At 75.8% G+C, this 19,002-nt stretch carries 19 protein-coding genes and 1 pseudogene; 6 read left to right on the top strand and 14 right to left on the bottom strand.

Annotation, left to right across the window (positions count from 1 at the left end):
• Positions 1-235: 235 nt before the first annotated feature.
• Together LWC35_RS28990 and LWC35_RS28985 are read right to left on the bottom strand one after the other, a co-directional pair.
• Positions 236-502: pseudogene (locus LWC35_RS28990) on the bottom strand (LLM class flavin-dependent oxidoreductase); the annotation flags it as partial.
• Entirely contained in the window at positions 499-1,374 is an 876-nt protein-coding gene (locus LWC35_RS28985; protein ID WP_232873452.1) for an alpha/beta fold hydrolase, read from the bottom strand. The pseudogene LWC35_RS28990 and the gene LWC35_RS28985, both read right to left, overlap by 4 nt.
• 177 nt (positions 1,375-1,551) lie before the next feature.
• On the opposite strand from LWC35_RS28985, the gene LWC35_RS28980 reads away from it, so the two are divergent.
• Together LWC35_RS28980 and LWC35_RS28975 are read left to right on the top strand one after the other, a co-directional pair.
• On the top strand, positions 1,552-2,706 hold the full coding sequence (locus LWC35_RS28980) for an LLM class flavin-dependent oxidoreductase (protein ID WP_232873451.1): 1,155 nt from the start codon (positions 1,552-1,554) through the stop codon (positions 2,704-2,706).
• 20 nt (positions 2,707-2,726) lie between these two features.
• Positions 2,727-4,100 carry an NtaA/DmoA family FMN-dependent monooxygenase gene (locus LWC35_RS28975; protein ID WP_232873450.1) on the top strand — a complete coding sequence of 458 codons (1,374 nt, stop codon included), beginning with the start codon at positions 2,727-2,729 and terminating at the stop codon, positions 4,098-4,100.
• 3 nt (positions 4,101-4,103) lie between these two features.
• Here LWC35_RS28975 and LWC35_RS28970 read toward each other — a convergent pair whose 3' ends face one another.
• Positions 4,104-4,871, bottom strand: a complete 768-nt coding sequence (locus LWC35_RS28970) for an SDR family NAD(P)-dependent oxidoreductase (RefSeq protein WP_232873449.1) — start codon at positions 4,869-4,871, stop codon at positions 4,104-4,106.
• A gap of 98 nt (positions 4,872-4,969) precedes the next feature.
• On the bottom strand, positions 4,970-5,683 hold the full coding sequence (gene deoC, locus LWC35_RS28965; RefSeq protein ID WP_232873448.1) for a deoxyribose-phosphate aldolase: 714 nt from the start codon (positions 5,681-5,683) through the stop codon (positions 4,970-4,972).
• A 195-nt stretch (positions 5,684-5,878) separates the two neighbouring features.
• On the opposite strand from deoC, the gene LWC35_RS28960 reads away from it, so the two are divergent.
• Positions 5,879-6,160 (top strand): DUF2795 domain-containing protein, encoded by a 282-nt coding sequence (locus LWC35_RS28960; RefSeq protein WP_232873447.1) that lies wholly within the window; start codon positions 5,879-5,881, stop codon positions 6,158-6,160.
• A 6-nt stretch (positions 6,161-6,166) separates the two neighbouring features.
• Here LWC35_RS28960 and LWC35_RS28955 read toward each other — a convergent pair whose 3' ends face one another.
• The 3 genes from LWC35_RS28955 to LWC35_RS28945 are packed head-to-tail and all read right to left on the bottom strand — an operon-like array spanning position 6,167 to position 7,799.
• Positions 6,167-6,796 carry a hypothetical protein gene (locus LWC35_RS28955; protein WP_232873446.1) on the bottom strand — a complete coding sequence of 210 codons (630 nt, stop codon included), beginning with the start codon at positions 6,794-6,796 and terminating at the stop codon, positions 6,167-6,169.
• Positions 6,793-7,371, bottom strand: a complete 579-nt coding sequence (locus LWC35_RS28950; protein ID WP_232873445.1) for an RNA polymerase sigma factor — start codon at positions 7,369-7,371, stop codon at positions 6,793-6,795. Before LWC35_RS28950 ends, LWC35_RS28955 begins: the two co-directional genes overlap by 4 nt.
• Before the next feature lie 26 nt (positions 7,372-7,397).
• Positions 7,398-7,799, bottom strand: coding sequence for a hypothetical protein (locus LWC35_RS28945; protein ID WP_232873444.1), 402 nt, complete (start codon positions 7,797-7,799; stop codon positions 7,398-7,400).
• A gap of 391 nt (positions 7,800-8,190) precedes the next feature.
• Here LWC35_RS28945 and LWC35_RS39685 point away from each other — a divergent pair, with 391 nt between their 5' ends.
• Complete coding sequence (locus LWC35_RS39685; RefSeq protein ID WP_269804996.1) at positions 8,191-9,069, top strand: peptidoglycan-binding domain-containing protein; 879 nt, start codon at positions 8,191-8,193, stop codon at positions 9,067-9,069.
• Between the two features lie 85 nt (positions 9,070-9,154).
• On the opposite strand, the gene LWC35_RS28935 is transcribed toward LWC35_RS39685, so the two are convergent.
• Positions 9,155-9,811, bottom strand: a complete 657-nt coding sequence (locus tag LWC35_RS28935; protein ID WP_232873443.1) for a response regulator — start codon at positions 9,809-9,811, stop codon at positions 9,155-9,157.
• Positions 9,812-9,865: 54 nt separating this feature from the next.
• On the opposite strand from LWC35_RS28935, the gene LWC35_RS28930 reads away from it, so the two are divergent.
• Entirely contained in the window at positions 9,866-11,101 is a 1,236-nt protein-coding gene (locus LWC35_RS28930; protein ID WP_232873442.1) for a sensor histidine kinase, read from the top strand.
• Between the two features lie 6 nt (positions 11,102-11,107).
• On the opposite strand, the gene LWC35_RS28925 is transcribed toward LWC35_RS28930, so the two are convergent.
• The 6 genes from LWC35_RS28925 to LWC35_RS28900 all read right to left on the bottom strand — a co-directional run bounded on the left by LWC35_RS28925 (position 11,108) and on the right by LWC35_RS28900 (position 17,776).
• Positions 11,108-11,470: an STAS domain-containing protein gene (locus LWC35_RS28925; RefSeq protein WP_232873441.1), complete on the bottom strand. Its 363-nt coding sequence runs from the start codon at positions 11,468-11,470 to the stop codon at positions 11,108-11,110.
• A complete protein-coding gene (locus tag LWC35_RS28920) occupies positions 11,467-12,570 on the bottom strand; it encodes a cobalamin B12-binding domain-containing protein (RefSeq protein ID WP_232873440.1) in 1,104 nt (367 codons plus the stop codon). The genes LWC35_RS28925 and LWC35_RS28920 overlap by 4 nt, the downstream gene beginning before the upstream one ends.
• On the bottom strand, positions 12,567-14,213 hold the full coding sequence (locus tag LWC35_RS28915) for a SpoIIE family protein phosphatase (RefSeq protein WP_232873439.1): 1,647 nt from the start codon (positions 14,211-14,213) through the stop codon (positions 12,567-12,569). The genes LWC35_RS28920 and LWC35_RS28915 overlap by 4 nt, the downstream gene beginning before the upstream one ends.
• A gap of 149 nt (positions 14,214-14,362) precedes the next feature.
• A complete protein-coding gene (locus LWC35_RS28910; RefSeq protein ID WP_232873438.1) occupies positions 14,363-15,121 on the bottom strand; it encodes an ATP-binding protein in 759 nt (252 codons plus the stop codon).
• 60 nt (positions 15,122-15,181) lie between these two features.
• Positions 15,182-16,522 (bottom strand): GAF domain-containing SpoIIE family protein phosphatase, encoded by a 1,341-nt coding sequence (locus LWC35_RS40545; RefSeq protein WP_232873437.1) that lies wholly within the window; start codon positions 16,520-16,522, stop codon positions 15,182-15,184.
• Positions 16,523-16,627: 105 nt separating this feature from the next.
• Positions 16,628-17,776 (bottom strand): PucR family transcriptional regulator, encoded by a 1,149-nt coding sequence (locus LWC35_RS28900; RefSeq protein WP_232873436.1) that lies wholly within the window; start codon positions 17,774-17,776, stop codon positions 16,628-16,630.
• Positions 17,777-17,913: 137 nt separating this feature from the next.
• On the opposite strand from LWC35_RS28900, the gene LWC35_RS28895 reads away from it, so the two are divergent.
• Complete coding sequence (locus LWC35_RS28895) at positions 17,914-18,819, top strand: proline dehydrogenase family protein (RefSeq protein ID WP_232873435.1); 906 nt, start codon at positions 17,914-17,916, stop codon at positions 18,817-18,819.
• Positions 18,820-19,002 lie beyond the last annotated feature (183 nt).

The following is a 19,002-nucleotide window of genomic DNA, read 5'->3' as shown; positions in this document are numbered from 1 at the left end:
GGTCCGGGTCGAAGCCGAGCAGCTCGGCGAGGCACCCGTAGAGTCCCAGGTCCGACGGGACCTTCCCCGGCTTCGGGAGCAGCAGCCCGTCGACCGTGCGGGCCTCCGGGCGCCGCCCGCCCCGGCGGCCGCCGGGACCGTGCTCGATCAGACGCAGGATGCGGTGCAGGTCGAACCGGCCGAGCCCGACGTCGATCCGTCCGGGATGGACGGCGGCGACCGTGCCGAACTGCTCGGCCACCTGCAGCGGCCGGGTGTGCGGCAGCTGCACCGCGCCCGAGCCCACCCGGATCCGCTCGGTGGCCGCCGCGATCAGGGCGACCAGCACGGGGGTGGACGACGACGCCACGCCGGTGACCAGGTGGTGCTCCGCCACCCAGTAGCGGTGGTAGCCCGCCCGCTCCGCGGCCCGCGCGAGGTCGATCGAGTTCCGCAGGCCGTCGCCGGCGGTCCCGCCGGCGGGGACGGGCGAGAGGTCGAGGACCGACAGCGGGAGGCTCACGCGGCGAGCCCGCCGATCACCTCGGTGAGGACGGCGGCCCACCGCTCCGGCGCCTCCACCGGCGAGAAGTGCCCCACGCCGTCGAGCGGGCGCACCTCCACCTTCTCGAACCAGTCGTCGAGCCGGTCCGACCAGGCCCGCGGGAACAGCGGATCGTGCTCGGGCCACAACACGGTGGTCGGGACGGTGATCCGGCGCGTGGGCGGCTCCTCGGCGAGCGAGCGCGCGATCATCCCGGAGCCGCTGCGGTACCAGCCGATCGACGCCGTGAACGCCCCCGGCGGCGAGTACCGCTCGGTCAGCCGGTCGAGCCGCTCCTCCTCGACGGTGAAACCGGGGCCCGACCAGTGGTCCCAGAAGTGCCGCAGGTAGGCGCGCACGGCATCGGGCCGGCCGTCGATCACCTGCTCGGGCAGGCCGAGCCGGTGGAAGTGCTGGTACCAGAACTCGGCGGCCGCCTCCGGCTCCAGCACGCGCCGGCCCGCGCCCGGCAGCGGCGGGGCGAGGACCAGGGCCGCGACGCGGTCGGGGTGCTCGGCGGCCAGCGTCTGCGCCACCCGGCTCCCGACGTCGTAGCCCGCGACGACCGCCCGCTCGATCCCGAGCCCGTCGAGCAGGGCGAGCGCGCCGCGGGCCTGGCCGGCCGCCGCGACGTCGCCGCCGGGGTGCTTGTCCGACTCCCCGAACCCGCGCAGGTCGGGCCGCACGACGTCGGCGGTGCCGGCCTCGGCCAGCAGGTGTGCGACCGCGGCCCAGTCGCCGCGGTCGCCGGGCCAGCCGTGGAGCAGCAGGACCGGACCGCCCGCGCCCGCCCGCTCGTACGCGAGTGCGTAACCGTCGCCGTCCGGGGCCGTACGTGTCGTCCCTGCCACGTACCGGACCTTACGACGTCGTCATCCGCCCGACCCGCGGTTAGTGTCGACGATGTGGTCCCCGGGGTACTGACGCAGCGGCGGTGGATCGACCGCTGCCTCGTCACGACCACCGGCTGTCGCGCGGGCTGACCCGCCCGCCCGTTCCTCGACCCGTTCCCCAGGGAGAGCCGTCGCATGACCCCCCTGCACCTCGCCGTCGCCCTCGAGGGCACCGGCTGGCACCCCGCCTCGTGGCGCGAGCCCGAGGCCCGCCCCACCGCGCTGTTCGACGCCGGCTACTGGGCCGACCAGGTCCGCGAGGCCGAGCGCGGCCTGCTCGACCTGGTCACGATCGAGGACGGCTTCGGCCTCCAGTCCTCGCGACCTCATCAGCCCGACGAGCGCACCGATCAGGTCCGCGGCCGGCTCGACGCGCTGCTCGTCGCGGCCAGGGTCGCGCCGCTGACCTCGCACATCGGCATCGTGCCGACCGCGGTCACCACGCACACCGAGCCCTTCCACTTCTCGAAGGGCGTCGCGACGCTCGACTACGTGAGCACCGGACGTGCCGGCGTGCGCGTGCGGGTGTCCACGCGCCCGGACGAGGCCGCGCTCGTCGGGCGGCGGGAGATCGGCCGGGAGGACGCGCCGGAGCTGTTCGACGAGGCCGCGGACTGGGTCGAGGTCGTCCGCCGGCTGTGGGACAGCTGGGAGGACGACGCGGAGATCCGCGACGCCGCCACCGGTCGGTTCGTCGACCGGGACAAGCTGCACTACATCGACTTCGAGGGCCGGTTCTTCTCCGTGCGCGGCCCGTCCATCACCCCGCGGCCGCCGCAGGGCCAGCCCCTGGTCGCCGCGCTCGCGCACCGCGACTACGCCTACCGGCTCGTCGCACGCTCCTGCGACCTCGCCTTCGTGACCCCGCAGGAGACCGCGGACGTGGAACCGATCCTGGCCGAGATCCGCCACGAGCAGGAGGCGGCCGGCCGGGCCGAGGAACCGCTGCACGTGCTCGGCGACGTCGTGGTGTTCCTCGACGAGAGCGCCGAGGCCGCGCGGGACCGCAAGGGCCGCATGGACTCCCGGCTGGGCCGCGAGCTGATCAGCGACGCGCGGATCCTCGCCGGCACCCCGGCCGAGCTCGCCGACCTGCTGCTGGAGTGGCAGGAGGCCGGGCTGGCCGGCGCCCGGCTGCGCCCCGGCTCGGTCGACCACGATCTCGCGCAGATCACCCGCGGGTTGGTCCCCGAGCTGCAGCGCCGCGGCGCCTTCCGCGCCGCCTACGAGGCCGGCACCCTGCGCGGGCTGTTCGGCCTCGACCGCCCCGCCAACCGCTACGCCGCCTGACCGGCCCGGGAGGACATCGCATGCCGCGCAAGCAGATCCACCTCGCCGCGCACTTCCCCGGCGTCAACAACACCACGGTGTGGAGCGACCCGGAGGCCGGTAGCCACATCGAGTTCGACTCGTTCGTCCACTTCGCCCGGACGGCGGAGCGCGCGCGGTTCGACTTCCTGTTCCTCGCCGAGGGGCTGCGGCTGCGCGAGCAGAACGGGGTGATCTACGACCTCGACGTCGTCGGCCGGCCGGACACGTTCACCGTCCTGGCCGCGCTCGCCGCCGTGACCGACCGGCTCGGGCTGGCCGGGACGATCAACTCGACCTTCAACGAGCCCTACGAGGTGGCGCGCCAGTTCGCCTCCCTCGACCACCTCTCCGCGGGCCGCGCCGCGTGGAACGTCGTCACCTCGTGGGACGAGTTCACCGGCGAGAACTTCCGCCGGGGCGGCTTCCTGCCCCAGGACAAGCGGTACCTGCGCGCCAAGGAGTTCCTCGCCGCCACCTGGGAGCTGTTCGACTCCTGGCGGGGCGACGAGATCGTGGCCGACAAGGAGACCGGCGAGTTCTGGCGGCCGGGCGGCGACTTCGCGATCCGCTCGGACCAGTTCGACATCCACGGCCGGTTCCCGGTGCCGCGCAGCCCGCAGGGGCGCCCGGTGATCCTGCAGGCCGGGGACTCCGAGGAGGGCCGGGAGTTCGCGGCCTCCGGCGCCGACGCGATCTTCACCAGGCACGGCACGCTCGAGGCGGGCCAGGCCTTCTACGCCGACGTCAAGGGCCGGCTGGCGAAGTACGGCCGCTCCCCCGACGACCTCAAGATCATGCCCGCGGCCACGTTCGTCCTGGGCGACACCGAGGCCGAGGCGCAGGAGAAGGCCCGGCACGTCCGCCATCAGCAGGTCAGCCCGGCCACCGCGATCAAGTTCCTCGAGCAGCTGTGGAACCGGGACCTGTCCGACCACGACCCGGACGGCCCGCTGCCCACCGTGGACCCCGTCGTCGGCGAGAACACGATCTCCCGCGGGCGCGCGAGCGTCCGGATGTACCGGGACCCGATCAGGACCGCGAACGAGTGGCGCGAGCTCGCCGAGGCGAAGCACCTGAGCACCCGTGAGGTGATCATCGAGGTCACCGGGCGGCAGAACTTCATCGGCACGCCGGGCCGGGTCGCCGAGCTGCTCGACGAGTTCGTGCAGGCCGACGCGTCGGACGGGTTCGTGCTCGTCCCGCACATCACGCCCGGCGGGCTCGACGAGTTCGCCGACACCGTGGTGCCGCTGCTGCAGGAGCGCGGCGTGTTCCGGACCGAGTACGAGGGCACCACGCTGCGCGAGCACCTCGGCCTCAAGCCGGCGCCGACCACCGCGACGACGGACCTGGGGACCGCCGTCGCGGAGTGATCCTCAGCGCCCGTGCTGGCCGTCGTCGACCTTGACCACCGTGCCGGTGACCAGTTCCGACGCCGGCGAGCACAGGTACAGCAGGGTGCTGTCCAGCTGCTCGGGGAGCCCGAGGCGCTTGCGCGGCAACGGGTCCGCGAGGCCGTCGGCGTCGGTGTGCAGGCGCTCGATCATGCCCTCCATCATCTCGGTGAGGAAGGCGCCCGGGGCGATCGCGTTGACGTTGATCCGGTACTTCGCCCACTCGACGGCGAGCACCTCGGTCATCCGGTTCACCGCGGCCTTGCTCACCGAGTAGAGGGCCGCGGCGCCGGTCGGTTTGTAGTCGAAGGCGCCCATCGACGAGATGTTGACGATCCGGCCCGGCAGCTCGGCGGCGATCAACCGGCGGCCGACCTCGGTGGCGAGCAGCCAGGGGCCGCGGACGTTGGTGTCGAGCACGGCGTCGACGACCTCGAGCGGCATCCGGTGCGCCCGCTTCGCGTCCGGGACGCCGGCGTTGTTCACCAGGGTCGTCACCGTGCCGAGCTCGGCCTCGACACGGTCGACCGCCGCGGGGATCTCCTCGGCGTTCGAGACGTCGAGCGGAACGGGCAGGCACCGGCCGCCGGCGGCCTCGATCTCCTCGGCCAGCTCCTCCAGCCGCTCCGCGCGGCGACCGGCGGCGGCGACGACGGCGCCGGCACCGGCCAGGACCTCGGCGAAGCGCCGGCCGAGACCGGACGTCGCACCGGTGACGAGGGCGACCTGCCCGTCGAGCTCACGGGACACGGGAACACCTCACGGGTGTCGGCGACGGGGGCGGACCGACGCTAGGCCGCCGCCCGCGATCTTGTCAAACGTTCGTTCAGGTGAGGTCGGCGTGGAGGTCAGTAGGACCCGCCGTCGGTGCGAGCCGCGACCCGGCGACCGGCGTCCCGCGCGGCCGCGTCCTCGAGGATCACCGCGGACGCACTCGTCCCGAAGCGGGTGGCGCCGAGCTCGTGCAGGGCGAGCAGGGTGTCCAGGTCCCGGACCCCACCCGAAGCCTTGACCTGCACGGACGGGCCGACCGAGGCTCGCATGAGGGCGACGTGCTCGCCCGTCGCGCCGCCGCCGGCGAACCCGGTCGACGTCTTCACGAACGCCGCGCCCGCCGCCTCCGCCGCGTGGCACCCGGCCACGATCTCGTCGCCGGTGAGGAAGGCCGTCTCCAGGATCACCTTGACCACCCGCTCCCCCGCTGCCTCGACGACGGCGGCGATGTCCGCCTCGACGTCGTCGAGCAGACCGCTGCGCAGCCGGCCGATGTTGAGCACCATGTCCACCTCGACCGCGCCGTCGGCGAGCGCCTGCCGGGCCTCGGCGACCTTCGCCGCCGTCGAGGTGGTGCCGTGCGGGAAGCCGAGGACGGTGCCCACCGCGACCCCGCCGCCCGCCAGTGCGGACACCGCGTGGGCGACGTCGGACGGCCGCACGCAGACGCCGAACACCCTGTGCCGCATCGCCATCGCCAGGTCCGCGTCGACCTGCGCGCGAGTGAGCTCGGGCTTGAGGATCGCGTGGTCGATCATCGCGGCGATCGCGGGGGCGTCGAGGGTCATCACGCGGCTCCGGGGACGACGGGCAGGGACACGACGGCCGGGGCCGGGCGGGCCGACCGGGCGGTGCCGACGCTACCCGAGCCGCGGGCGCCGTCCGGCCCTTGCCGGACCGCCCGGCCGCTCGTAACTTGCAGCGTCAACGGGCCGCCCCTCCATCCGACCCCTGCGGCCCCCGGCCGACGGGAGGCCGCCAGGATGCCGGAACCGTCCGAGGGACGCGGGGCCCGCCCCGCGGCGCGCGCCGCGCGGTCCCTGCACGAACGGCTCGTCGACGTGCTGTGCGACGTCCGCTACCCGGCGGAGCGCTGGGAGATCATCGCCGGGGCCGCCGCCCGGGGTGCCGACCGGGTGACGGCCTACCGCCTCGCCCGCCTGCCCTACCGCACCTATCCCGATCTCGACACCGTCCTCGGCACGGTGCTGGACGGCGTGGCGCAGGTGGCCGTGCCGCGGCCCGGGCACGCCGACCCGGCCTGAACCGGGTCAGGGCCGCGGCACCTCCCCCGACGCGACCACCCCGCCCGCCGCGTCGGCGATCCGGACGCGCGCGACGGCGTCGGCCGGGCTCTCCACGCCCCACCACTCCGTGCCGCCCGCGGCGTCGTACACGGCGGTGGCGGCCACCGTGCCGTCCTTCCGGAGGAGGTCGCAGGTCAGTCGCCCCGGCCGCGTCACGTCCAGGTAGACCGACAGGAAGTCCGGCCGGGACCGGCTCACCAGGACGTCGCCCACGTGCCGGTCGCCCATCAGCAGCGGGGCGGCGACCATGGGCGCACCCGGCGCGGTCGTGCCGCCGGCGAGCCAGCCGCCGGCGAAGGCCGCCCCGACCAGGACCGCCGCCGCGGCGACCCGGCTCCAGCCGGGCAGCCTGCGCCGGGGCCGCACCGGCCCGATCCGGCGCAGGACCCGCTCCTCGAACCCGGCCGGCGGTCCGACGGGCGGGACGAGCGCCCGCAGCCGGTCGTGCAGGGCCGCGAGCCGGGCGACCTCGTCGCGACACGGCGGGCACCGCTCCAGGTGGGCGAGCGCCTCCGCGCGCTCGTGCCCGCCGAGCAGGCCGAGGGCGAGCTCGGGGGCCTGTTCCCGGCACCGGGTGCACTCCGGGCCGGTCACGACGGGTCTCGCTCGGGCTCGAGGGCCGCGGCCAGCCGCAGCATGGCCGTGCGGATGCGGGTCTTCGCCGTGCCGAGCGGGATGCCCTCGCTCTCGGCGACCTCGCGGGCCGTCAGGCCCCGGAACGCGGCGAGTACCAGGGCGCGGGCCTGCTCGGCGGGCAGCGCGCGGATCGCGGCCCGCAGTTCCGCGGCGGACTCGGCCGCGAGCGTCGCCCGCTCCGGGCCGTCCGGGCCGGCGCCCAGGACCTCCTCCAGGTCCATCGGGTCGACGGGGGCGGCCCGCCGGGCCCGCACCGCGTCGATCGCGAGGTGGTGCGTGATCGCGGTCAGCCAGGTCGTCACCGACCCCCGACGCGGGTCGAACACCGCGGCGTGCCGCCAGGCGCGCTCGAAGGCCAGCTGCGCCACGTCCTCGGCCTGGCGCGGGTCGCCGAGCACGGCCATCGCGACGCCGAAGACGCGGCTCTGGAAGCGGCGCACGAAGGCGACCGACAGCTCGGAATCGCCCGACGCCAGACCGGCGAGCAGCAGGTCGTCGGGGAACCCGTCGACCGACCGGGCCCGCCATGCCATCCCGGGTTCCCCGCGGAGCCCGGCGGTCAGGCCCGGGTCCGACCCGCGGCCAGTGACCAGACCAGCACCCACACCGCCCCCACGAGGCAGATCATGGCGAGGGGCACGTGCACCGCCATCACCCCGTGGCTGCCGAGGTAGGCCTGGAGGAAGGTCACCACGAACAGGCAGGCGGCGAGGATCGGCGGCCACCACGGGCCTCCCGTCGCGCGGACGACGAGGAAGGCGGCGATCGCCGTCAGCCCGGTGAGCACGTGCACCACGACGGCGCCGCCGGAGTGCAGCATCGCGGCGGTCGCGCTGCGGGAGAGGATCTCGCCGGCCGTCACCCCCTGGATGACGATCACCAGCACGGACAGCGCGGCCAGGACGCGCAGCAGGGTCACGACCGCCGGCGAGGCGACGGTCGCGGCGTGCGAGCGGGTCATGGGGCTCCTCTCGTCGGCCGGACTCTCCGGCTCCCGTGGTACGGCGGGACGGCCGCGCGGGATGGCGACCGCACCCGATCGTGACCGTCCCGTGACCTTGTCCGCGCGGTGGGGGCCCCGAGAAGGGACCGAAGCCTCGGAATCCACGGCCCCGTGGTCCTCGCCCCTGCCGGGCTCGCGCCCACGACCACCGCCGTCGACCACCGCCGTCGACCACCGCCCGTCGATCACGGCCACGGGTGCGGGCCGCCCGACGGGCTGTCCCCCGATCGGCCGACGGCGACATCGGCCGCGGCATCGGCCGCCGGGTCGACGGTGGCGGCCGCCCTTCCGCAGGAGAGTCCTCGGCGACGGAGCGAAACGCCCCGGACCACCTCGGAAGGAGAATCCGATGAGCACCACCGACCCCTTCGCCGCCCCGGCCCCGCAGGACCCCGCTCCCGACGCCCGGCCGACCGCCACCTGGTCCGCCGACCCCCGGCCCACCGCCACCTGGTCGGCCGAGCCCGGGACCGCCGACGCCGGCCGCGCGGTCGACCGGCCCGCCCCCGGGCAGGCGCGCGCGGAGAACCCCTTCGCCGATGCGCCCTACTCCCCCGCCCTCTACGACTGGGCACGCGCACACGGCGCCTACCTCGGCGCCGACCACCCGGCCGACGTCCCCGGACCGAAGGAAACCTGGCGCCGCGTCGGGTTGACCGTCGGCGCCCTGGCGGCGGCGGCCGGCATCGCGGCGGGGTTGGTCTTCGGCCTGGGCTACGGCCCGGGTTCCCCGGCTCCCGCGCCCGGCGCCTCCGCCCCGGTCGCCACGGTGCCGGTGCACCACGCGGCGGAGATGCCCGCGCACCCGGCGAGCGGCACCGCGGGCAGCGGGACGGCGGGCAGCGGGACGGCGGGCAGCGGGACGGCGGGCAGCGGGACGGCGGGCGGGGGCACCGCGAACGGCGGGCACGTCACCCCGCCGGCCCCGCCGGCGCCCTCGGCCGCGATCGAGACCCTGCAGACCGAGCTCGGCCAGTTGAACTACTACGAGGGGCCCGTCACCGGCGTGATGAACGCGCAGACCACGCAGGCCATCACGTACCTGCAGCGCGACGCCGGGCTCCCGCAGACGGGGAAGATGGACGCCGCCACCCAGGCCGCGCTCACGAAGATGCTGGCGTCCGGGAACAGCCAGATGAACGGCAACAGCCAGATGAACGGCAACCAGACGGCAGGCACCGGCCGGACCGGGAGCACCGGCGGGATGGGAGGGATGCCGGGTATGTGAGGACGACCGCCGACGACAGCCGACGGCCCGCGCCCGCGCGGGCCCGTCGCCCGTTGCGGGGCCGGGCACGTGACCGGCCCGCCTGCTACTCCACCAGTCCCCTCCGCATCGCGACCGCGACCGCGGCCGCCCGGTCCGACACACCGAGCTTCTCGTAGAGCCGCTGGGTGTGGGTCTTGACCGTGCTGACCCCGATCACCAGCTCCTTCGCCACCTGTGGGATCGACAGGCCGCGCGCGAACGCCGCCAACACCTCCCGCTCCCGCTCGCTGAGCACCGGCCCGTCCGACGCGGCCCGCATCCGGATCTCGCCGGCCAGGCCGGCAGCCAGCTCGGGCGGCACGACGGTACGGCCGTGGGCGACGTCGAGCACCGCCTGCACGATCTCCGCCCGGCGGGCGTCCTTGGCCAGGTAGCCGGCCGCGCCCTCCTGCAGCGCCTGGTAGACCACGGCGCTCTCGGTGTGGGCGGAGAGCAGCAGGATCCGCGTCGGGAGCCCGTCCCGGACGACGGCACGGACCACCCCGAGACCGTCGACGTCGGGCATCTCGTAGTCCACCAGCGCGACGGCCGGGGACTCGTCGCGGATCATCTCGAGCGCCGCGCGCCCGTCGCCCGCCTCGCCGACCACCTCGATCCGGCCGCTCTGCACGAGTCCGCGCGCCACGCCGTCGCGGAAGAACGGGTGGTCGTCGGCGACCAGCACGCGGATGCGCGCGTCGCCCCCTCGGCCGGCGGTCACGGATGAAGCATAGGGAGGGTCAGGATGCCGACACCACGACCGAAGGACGGATGGATGAGCACTCCGACCGGCGCACCCGTTCCTCCCGGCGGGCCCGCAGTGCTGGCGGTGGCCGTCGAGCACGCCCGCCGCGGCGTCCGGCTGCAGGTCGCCCTGCGCTGGGTGCTGGTCGTGTTCGTGGCGCTCACGGTGGCGTTCGTCCCGCCGGCCCACGACGTCCTGACCTGCGCGGTGATCGCCGCCTGCTACGCGGTGTTCGCGCTGGTGGTCGCCGTCTGGGTGCACCGCGGCGGCGACCGCCCGGTTCGGCTCGCGTGGGTCGCGCTGCTGGGCGACCTCGTGGTCCTGGCGGCGCTCACCCTGCTCACGGGGGTCTCGACCCCGGAGAGCTGGACCTCCGACGTGGTGACGACCGGGTTCCTCCTGCTCCCGGTGCTGGCCGCGACCCAGCTGCGCCCGCGGGTGTGTGCGGCGGTCGTGGTCCCGACGGTCGTCGTCTACCTGGTCGCGGGGATCGCCACGATGGGGGCCAACCAGGAGCCGTGGAGCTCGCTCCTGCTGCGCACGGCGATCGCGGCCGGGGTGGCCGCGGGCTGCTTCGGGCTCTCCCGGATCCAGCGGTCCCGGGTCGCGCAGATCGGGCGGCTCGTGCAGACCCGCGGCGAGCTGCTCGGCGAGCTCGGCGACCTCGAGCAGCGGGAACGCAGCTCGCTCTCCGAGCACCTGCACGACGGCGCGCTCCAGTACGTCCTGGCCGCCCGCATGGACCTCGACGACGCCCGCGACACCGGCGACCCGGAGGCGTTCGACCGGCTCGACCGCGCGCTCACCGAGACCTCGCGGCTGCTGCGCTCCACGGTCGCCGAGCTGCACCCGGCGGTGCTGGCCAAGGCCGGGCTGCCGGCGGCGGTGCGCGAGCTCGCCACGACCGCGGCCGCGCGCGGCGGGTTCACCGCCGACGTCCGGGCCGACGGCTGGCCCCCCGACCTGCGCACGAGCGCCGATCCCCTGCTGCACCGGACCGCCCGCGAGCTGCTGGCCAACGTCGCCGAGCACGCCCGCGCCCGCACCGCGGACGTCACGCTGACCTTCGCCGCGGGCCGCGCCCGGATGGTCGTGGCCGACGACGGCGTGGGCGTCGGCCCCGACGCCGCCGGTCCGGGCGGGGGGCACATCGGCCTGGCCTCCCACGCGGTGCGGATCGAGGCCGCGGGAGGGCACCTGACCCTCGCCCCGGGCACCTCCTGCGGCACGGTCGTGACCGTGGAGGTGCCGGCGGAGCCGGTCTGACCGGACTCAGGTGTCGAACTTCTCCGCCCGCGAGGGCGCGGCCTCGGCGGTGAGGAACTCCAGGGTGTGGGTGAGCTCGAGCAGGCGGGAGAGGCCGGGCTGGAGGTTGTCCAGGTGCAGCCGCGCCCCGACCGCCCGGATGTGCCGGTGCGCCATCAGCAGGGCGGCGAGGCCGTAGGAGTCGCAGAAGGCGACCTCGGCGCAGTCGAGATGCACCGCGCGCAGCCCGTGGTGCGCCGCGAGGCCCTCGGCGAGCACGCGGTTGATCTCGTCGGCCTGGTCGTGGTCGAGGTCGCCCACGATGGTGAGCCGGCCGGTCCGCCGGCCGACGACCGCCCAGGTGCACGTGAGCCGCTCGCCCGCCGTCACGCCGGCTCCTTCGTGCCGACGAGGGAGGCCGAGAGCTGCGCGCGGGCGCCCTCCAACAGGGCCGTGGCCCGCGGGAAGTCCCGCAGCTCCTCGCCGAGCAGCTCCAGGGCGGGCACCAGGAAGGCCGCCGGCACCGAGCGGGCCTCCAGGATGGTCGCGGTCCAGCCGAGGAACTGGCCGAACAGCTCGTCGTCGCCCGTGTAGAGCGAGGTCGCCAGGAACTGCACGATGTGGTCGAGGTCCTCGGCGGTGTGCTGGCGCTGCTGGTCGGTGTAGCGCGCCATCACCGGCAGCCGCCGTTCCAGGCCCGTGTACATCGCCTTGACCAGCTGCGGCGCGGTCCGCGTGACCATCGTGTACTCCTGGTCCGCGAGGTGCGGCAGGTCGTCGACGGCCTGCGTGCTGTTCTCCGGCCGGGGCAGCGGGCCCGCGGCGAGCCGGTCGGCGGCGGCGCGGGCGTCGGGCGCCCAGGCCTCGGCCCCGAGCAGCCGGGCGAAGCGGCCGTCCGGGCCGAAGGCGGCGCCGCCCGCGATCACGGGGACGCCGGTGGCGCGGCAGGCGGTGATGGTGGCGTGGGCGGTGGGCAGCCGGGTCGCGAGGGAACCCGAGAGGGCCACCGCCTCGGGCGCGGTGCGGTGCAGGTGTTCCACCAGGTGCGGGGCGGGCACCTGCGCGCCGAGGTAGTCGACGCGGAACCCGCGCAGCCGCAGCACCTCGGAGAGCAACCGGGCGGGCAGGGCGTGCCATTCGCCGTCGACACAGGCGACGGCGATGCGCCCGAGGTGCGGCTCGGTGCGCACCCGGTGCCCGACCGCGCCGATCACGCGCTCGTCGATGGCCGTCGCGGTGTGCTCCTGCGCGACGCTGATCCGGTTGGCCGCCCACTCGAGGCCGACCTTGCGCTGCACGGCCCCCACCACGTCGAGCAGGACGGCCTCGGGGTCGACGCCGGCGTCGAGCGCGTCGAGCACCGCGTCGGTGGCCGCGTACTCGTCGCCCGCGATCGCGGCGGTCCACAACGCGTCGGCGTACTGGCGGAGGGCGTGCTGCGAGAGGGACTCCTCGGGCCCGGTCGGGGTACGGGTCGTCGGATCGGTCATGCGGTGTACCTGCCTCGGCCGTGCCCCCCGACGGCGGTGAGGTGCTGCCCGCGGGGAGCCGTGATCGCCAGTACGGCCATGTCGTCGTGCGCGCCGCGCCCGAGCCACTGCGACGCCAGCATCTGCACCCGCTCGACGACGGCCTCGGCCGGCATCCCGGCGCACTCGCCGAGCGCCCGGTGCAGGCGCCGCTCGCCGAACAGCTCGTCGCCGAAGGGGCCGCCCTTCGCCTCGGTGATGCCGTCCGTGTACATCAGGCACGTCTCGCCCGGGCCGAGCGTCAGCTCGGCCGTGGTGGCCCTGACCTCGGGCATCGCGCCGATGAGGGTGCCCCGCGTGGGGGCCTCCTCGACGCGCCCGTCGGCCCGCACGACCAGCGGGGCCGGATGGCCGCCGCAGGTGAGGCGCAGCCGCACGCCGCCACCCGCCCGGGCGACGGAGGCGAGCACGAGCGTGGCGAACCGCGCGTCGTGGGTGTTCAGCAGCGCGCCGTTGAGCAGCTTCAGCATCCGCAGGTGGTCGCCGGCCAGCGGGAGCAGCGCGTGCAGCGTGCTGCGGATCTTGCCGGTGAGGACGGCGGCGTCGAGGCCCTTGCCGCAGACGTCGCCGAGCACGACGAGCGACTCCTCGTCGTCCCGGCTCGCCGGGTGCACGTCGTAGAAGTCCCCACCGATCCGCTCGCCGTCCTGTGACGGGCGGTAGCGGGCCGCGAACTCCACACCGCTGAGCCGGTGCACGGTGGGCGGCAGCAGGTCCCGCATGAGCGTCTCGGTGATCGACGCCTGCTGGTCGTACAGGCGGGCCGCGGACATCGCCACACCGGCGCGGGTGGCGAACAGCCGCGCGACGACCTCCTCGTCCTCGCTGAACTCCGCGGCCCCCGCGCCGCGCACCAGGATCAGCGCGCCCGCCGGCACGCCGTGCCCGGGCAGCGGGGTGACGACGATCGAGCCGACCTCGCCGAAACCGGTCGGCCGCAGCCAGTCCGGTAGTGACATCGGGTCGAGCCAGCGCGAGGGCACCGGCGGGAAGCCCTGCAGCGCCTCGGGGAGGCCGGGGACCTCCTCGACGTCGACGTCGAGCACGTCGTGCGCGACCTCACCGCCGCGGACGCCGCTCACGGTCGGGTACCGGCCGCCGTGGGCCGCCGGGGCGATCACCATTGCGGCGTCGCCGAGGTGCTCGGTCGCCAGGCCGACGGTGATCTCCATGCAGCGCTGCAGGTTCAGCGACCCGAGCAGCGCGGTCGAGACCTCGGTCAGGAACGCCGTGCGGGCCTGCTCGGAGCGCAGCGCCTCGCGGGCCAGCCGGGCGTCGGTGTCGTCGACGAGCCACCACGTGACCGTGCCGTCGTCGTGCCGGACGGGATGGCCCTCGAGGCTGCGACGCTCCACCCAGCCCTGGTCGACGGGTCCGGGGCCGGCGGCGTGGGCGAGGTTCGCGTGGGAGGCGGCCAGCCATGCCGGCGCGGTCGCGGTGAGGGTCTCGCCGACGCGCACGGCCGGCAGCAGGGTGCGCGCGGCCCGGTTGAGGGCCTGGACGATCCCGGCAGCGTCCGCCACCACGGCCGCGTACGGCGCGGTGTCGATCCGCGTGTCGATCTCGAGGACCGACCCGCGAGGGGCGTGCTCGGGCTCTGTCACGGAAACGGGGGCGCCGCGGCGACCCCTTCTCACCTCTTCCCGTTCCGATCGGGTCCGATCAGTGTCACGCATCCCGATGGCGGTGTCCAAAGGGCCCGATCAGGGGGCAACGGCGGTGGACGGACCGGAATTCCCGGGGAGTTCCCACCTCAGCCCCAGCGGGCCGCGACCCGGGCCCACACGACCTTGCCCTCGCCGCGGTCGACCACGGCCCACTCCTCGGCCAGCGATTCCACGAGCTGCAGGCCACGGCCCCGCGCGGCGCCCGGATCGTGCGACCGGAGGACGGGTGGGAGCGGTGAACGGTCGCCCACGGCGATCAGGAGGCCGTTGCGGTCGAGTGTCACGGTGAGCGTGAACGTCGTCCTCGCGTGCTCGACCGCGTTGGCGACGAGCTCGTTGACGACGAGCGCGACGTCCTCCGCGTCGCCCGGGTACGCCCACGCCGCGAGCCGCCCCTCCACCGCCCGCCGCGCGCGGCCCGTCATCTCCTGCTCGGGCGGGAGGACCCACGTCGCGTCGACGACGGCGGGGCGGCGTTCGGCACGGTCGACCGCCAGGCCCGGGCCGTGCGCGACGGCGACCCGGTCGGCCACCCCGGCCGCGCGCAGCATGTGCCGGAGCTGGGGGTCCCGGGCCACCAGGGCGAGCCGGGCGTCCGGCCAGCCGCCGGCGTCGCGCGCCGCGCGGGCCAGGACGGCGAGCAGGCTGAGCCGCTCGACCCGCAGCTCGCCGAGGTCCACGACGACGCGGTCGTAGCCCTGCAGGAGGCCCGCCAGGTGCGCGACGGCGTCGGGCGCCGACTCGGGCGCCAGCCGCCCCACGAGGTGGACGTGGGCCGTCCCGCCCGCCGCGGCCGTGACCGCGCGCAGCAGGGACGAGGCGTCGTCGTGCTCGGGAACGGTCACCCCGCCCGGTCCCCCTTCCGCTCGCTCCTCCCCCGGTACTCGTGCACCCGGGTGCGGGCGCTACCGCCCTGTGGGGTCGGGGTTCCCGATCCGGACGACGACCACGCCCGCGTCGTCCGGCGACCGGCCGTCCGACCGGCTGCGCGCGGCGTCGACCAGCGCCTCGGCCGTGTCCTGCGGTCCGGTGCCCGCCGGCAGGTCCGCGAGCACCGCGGCGAGGCCGGTCTCGTCGAACTGGTCGGGGTCGCCGACGCGGTGCGCCTCGGTCACCCCGTCGGTGTAGAGCACGAGGGCGTCGCCCGGGCCGAGCTCCAGCCGCTGCGACCCGACCACCGCGCCGGGCGTCAGTCCGAGGATCATGCCGCCACCCGTCAGGTGCTCCACGGCGCCCGCCGCGCGCCGCACCAGGCCCGGCGGGTGGCCGGCACCGGCGACGTCGACCTGCCACGCGCCGCCCGCGACGGGGCGCCGGAAGGTGCAGTAGGTCGCCGACACGAAGCCGACGCGGCCGCCGAAGATCGGGTCGGAGAACCAGCCCAGCAGCACGTCGTTGAGCGTCCGGAGCACGGCGGCGCCGTCGCCGTCGGCCGGCTCGCCGAGAACGGCCGTGCGGACGGCGGAACGGGCCAGGGCCGTGGTCCGGGCGGCCGCGGCGCCCTTGCCGCACACGTCGCCGACCACCAGGCCGAAGCCGCCCGGGACCGGCACGACGTCCCAGAAGTCCCCCATCACCTCGACGCCGGTCCCGCCCGGCTCGAACCGGGCGCCGATCGTCGCGCCGGGCAGCCGCGGCGGCCGCGGGGGCAGCAGGCTGGCCTGCAGGGTCCACGCCAGCTCCTCGGCCTCCGCCGCGTGCCGCTCCGCCTCGGCGGTGGCCCGGGCCGCGTCGGCCAGCGCGCGGCGCAGCGCGATCTCGCCACCGGCCACGAGGGCCAGCCCGCGCAGGGCCTCGCGGTGCTCGTCCGTCCACTCCCGGACCACCCGGTCCATGGCGCAGAAGTTGCCCACGACGTACCCGTCGGGATCGAGGATCGGCACGCCGAGCCAGGCCGCGGCCTCGAACTCCTTGATCTGCGGAAGGTCCCGCAGCCGGGGCTCCAGGGACACGTCCGGCGCGCAGATCTCGTCCCCGGCGTCGATCACGACATGGCAGGCGGCGTCGTACACCGGGGCCTCGTAGATGCCGTCCCGGCCGGTCATCGCCTCGGGGTGCGGCGCGCCCTTGAGGAAGGACCGCACGTCGTCGACCACCGTCAGGGCCACCATCGAGGTGCCGAGGAGGATCGCCGCCAGTCGGGTGAGGCGGTTGAACGCCTCCTCGGGGCCGGTCTCGAGCAGCCGCGGGGCGCGCACGGCCGCGACGCGGCGCGGCGAGTCCACGCCGGCCCTGTCCGGGCTCACCCTCACCGCTCTCCTCGGGGGTCGCGCGACCGCACGGGGCTGAACGGTGCTCGGGTTCGTCGGTCCGCGAGCGATGCTAGGCCGCCGGCGCGCGCCACGGGTCGCTCACCCCACCAGCGGACGGAAGGTCACGGCCAGGTGGAGCGTGAGCCGATCCCGCCCGTCGGCCAGGTCCAGGCCCGTGAGCTGCGCGATCCGCCCCAGCCGGTAGTAGAGCGTCTGCCGGTGCACGCCGAGCGCCCCGGCGGTGCGCTGCGCGTTGCCGGCCAGGTCGAGCCAGGTCGCCGCGGTCTCGGCGAGCACCGGGTGGTCGAAGAGCGGGCGCACCGCGGGGTCGATCGCGCCCTCGCGCAGTGCCGGACGCGGCCCGCAGGCCAGCAGCCGGTACGGACCGAGGGCGTCCCACCGCGCGACCGGGCGCAGCTGCGGGACCTCGTGCGCCACCCGGGCGGCGAGCCGCGCCTCGCGGACGCTGTCCCGCAGCCCGACGAGGTCCGCCCGCTCCCCGCCGATCCCGGCGACCAGCCGGGCGGGATCGACGCCGTCGAGCCGGTCGGCGTAGAGCCGGCGCGCCGCCTCGGCGAGGTGGTCCGCGTCGGCCGAGGGGGTGAGCAGCAGGACGGTCGGGTCGGCGGGGTCGTCGGCGGCGGTCGCGACGGCCGCGCGGGGCAGCCGCCACAGGTTGAGCGGGGGCACCGGGCCGCCCTCGGCGAGGTGCAGGGCGACCGCGCGGACCGGGACGTCGCGGGCCAGCGCACCCAGGCGGTCGATCTCCACCGCCGCGATCTCCGCGGTCGCGGGGTCGCCGGCCAGCAGGTCATGGGCCCGTTCGGCGAGGTGCTCGCGGGTACGCGCCTGCCCGGCCATGATCGTGCCGGCGCGCGCCGCGTGCCGCATGACGCGATGGAGCCGCTCGTCGGCCTCGGGCCCGGCGAGGCGGCCGGCCGCGTCGAGCACCCAGACGTAGCCGTAGGTCACGCCGTTCCACCGGGCCGGCAGGCAGACCCGCGCGACGACGCCGAAACCCGGGTCCGCGGGCGTGTGCACCGGCCGCTCGCTGGTCGCGATGCCGAAGCGCTCGAACCAGTCCTGGACCTCGGGAGCGGACCGCCGGTGCAGGATCGAGCGCTGCCGGACGGGGTCCAGCTCGTCCGGGTGCGCGCCGTAGCACACGAGGTTGAAGTCCCGGTCCTCCAGGACGACGGGCTCGCCCAGCACGCGGGAGACCTCGTCGACGAGCTCCTGCAGCTCCATCGGACAAGTGTATGAGCGATCGGGCCGCAACCTCGGACATCCGTCCGTGGGCCGCGGCGCGCGGAGCCCCTACCGTGGTCCCCCACCGGCGCTCGTCGGTCCACCCGCCGCGCCGGAGGCCGGAAGGGAGACCTGCCGTGTTCAGCGCGTCCGTACTCGCCCTCAGCCGCCGCCCCCTCGTGCGCCGCCTCGTGACCGGGGCGCCCGCCGCGCGCCGCGTCGTCGACCGCTTCGTCGCGGGCGACACGCTCGACGCCGCCCTCGCCACCACCGCGGACCTCACCGCCGACGGTCTGCTCGTCACCCTCGACCACCTCGGCGAGGACACCACCGACGCCGCCCGGGCCGTCGCGATCCGCGACGCGTACGTCGCCGCCCTCGACGGCCTGGCCGCCCACGGCCTCGCCGACCGGGCCGAGGTGTCGGTGAAGCTCTCGGCCCTGGGCGGTGCCCTGCCCGGCACCCTCGCCCTGGACAACGCCGCCGCCATCTGTGCGGCGGCCGACCGTGCGGGCACCACGGTCACCGTCGACATGGAGGACCACACGACCGTCGACACCACGCTGGAGACGGTCGCCAAGCTGCGCGCCGAGCACCCGTGGGTGGGGGCCGTGGTCCAGGCCGCGCTGCGCCGCACGGAGGCCGACTGCGCCGACCTCGCCCGGGAGGGGTCGCGGGTGCGCCTGGTCAAGGGCGCCTACGCCGAGCCCGCCTCCGTCGCCCACTCCGCGAAGGCCGAGGTCGACGCGTCGTACGAGCGCTGCCTGCGCATTCTCATGAACGGGGCGGGCCATCCGATGATCGCGACCCACGACCCGCACCTGATCGCGGTCGCCGAGGGCATCGGCCGCGACCCGGCGACCTTCGAGTTCCAGATGCTCTACGGCATCCGTGTCCCCGAGCAGCACCGGCTCGCGGCCGCCGGGCACCGCATGCGCGTCTACGTCCCCTACGGCGGCGACTGGTACCGCTACTTCGCCCGCCGCCTCGCCGAACGCCCCGCGAACCTGGGCTTCCTGCTCCGCGCCCTCGTCAGCCGCTGAACCGTCGCACCGAGGAGTCGATCATGGACGCGATCACCGTCGTGCCCGAGCCGGCGAACGAGCCGGTCCACACCTACGCCCCCGGCACCGCCGAACGCGCGTCGCTCGAGGCCCGGCTCGCCGAACTGCGCGGACAGCGTCCGGAGCTGCCGATGACCATCGCCGGGAAGCGCCGGATGGCCT

This window comes from Pseudonocardia kujensis (genome assembly GCF_021283305.1).
Lineage (GTDB): Bacteria > Actinomycetota > Actinomycetes > Mycobacteriales > Pseudonocardiaceae > Pseudonocardia > Pseudonocardia kujensis.
The sequence above is the reverse complement of the archived record's forward strand: the minus strand, read 5'-3'. Positions and strand labels throughout refer to the sequence as shown.

Excerpts from the sequence above, each read along its gene's own strand:
- LWC35_RS28980 (WP_232873451.1), top strand. The coding sequence starts at position 1,552 with ATGACCCCCCTGCACCTCGCCGTCGCCCTCGAGGGCACCGGCTGGCAC.
- LWC35_RS28975 (WP_232873450.1), top strand. The coding sequence starts at position 2,727 with ATGCCGCGCAAGCAGATCCACCTCGCCGCGCACTTCCCCGGCGTCAAC.
- deoC (WP_232873448.1), bottom strand. The coding sequence starts at position 5,683 with ATGACCCTCGACGCCCCCGCGATCGCCGCGATGATCGACCACGCGATC.
- LWC35_RS28960 (WP_232873447.1), top strand. The coding sequence starts at position 5,879 with ATGCCGGAACCGTCCGAGGGACGCGGGGCCCGCCCCGCGGCGCGCGCC.
- LWC35_RS28950 (WP_232873445.1), bottom strand. The coding sequence starts at position 7,371 with ATGGCATGGCGGGCCCGGTCGGTCGACGGGTTCCCCGACGACCTGCTG.
- LWC35_RS28945 (WP_232873444.1), bottom strand. The coding sequence starts at position 7,799 with ATGACCCGCTCGCACGCCGCGACCGTCGCCTCGCCGGCGGTCGTGACC.
- LWC35_RS39685 (WP_269804996.1), top strand. The coding sequence starts at position 8,191 with ATGAGCACCACCGACCCCTTCGCCGCCCCGGCCCCGCAGGACCCCGCT.
- LWC35_RS28930 (WP_232873442.1), top strand. The coding sequence starts at position 9,866 with ATGAGCACTCCGACCGGCGCACCCGTTCCTCCCGGCGGGCCCGCAGTG.
- LWC35_RS28920 (WP_232873440.1), bottom strand. The coding sequence starts at position 12,570 with ATGACCGATCCGACGACCCGTACCCCGACCGGGCCCGAGGAGTCCCTC.
- LWC35_RS28900 (WP_232873436.1), bottom strand. The coding sequence starts at position 17,776 with ATGGAGCTGCAGGAGCTCGTCGACGAGGTCTCCCGCGTGCTGGGCGAG.